At 54.3% G+C, this 359-nt stretch carries 1 pseudogene; it reads right to left on the reverse strand.

Annotation, left to right across the window (positions count from 1 at the left end):
* Positions 1-173, reverse strand: a pseudogene (locus CYJ76_RS11635) (IS6 family transposase); the annotation flags it as partial.
* Between the last annotated feature and the right edge of the window lie 186 nt (positions 174-359).

Raw genomic sequence — 359 nt, forward strand, 5'->3', positions numbered from 1 at the left:
AGCTCAGGAGCATATTTCTGGACCCAGCGGTAGATGGTGCTGTGATCGACCGGTACGCCGCGTTCGGTCATCATTTCTTCCAGATCGCGGTAGCTGAGCCCGTAGCGGCAGTACCACCGGACCGCCCACAGGATGATTTCACGGGGGAAATGACGACCGGAGAAGATGCCCATGGCTGTGATTATTTCACGCAGGTCTTCCTGTCGCCCGAACTTTGCAACAGCACCACTTTGATTAGGCTTACCTTGTTCATATAAGCTTGCTCCCGTTAAGATCATGGACTTTCACGCGTCAAGGAGGGATGCATGGCTATCTCTACCCCGCATGCGCAATCCCCTTCTCAATCACACCTGGGGTCT

Origin of the sequence: Kytococcus schroeteri (assembly GCF_002847825.1) — a bacterium.
In the GTDB taxonomy this organism is placed as follows: Bacteria; Actinomycetota; Actinomycetes; order Actinomycetales; family Dermatophilaceae; genus Kytococcus; species Kytococcus schroeteri.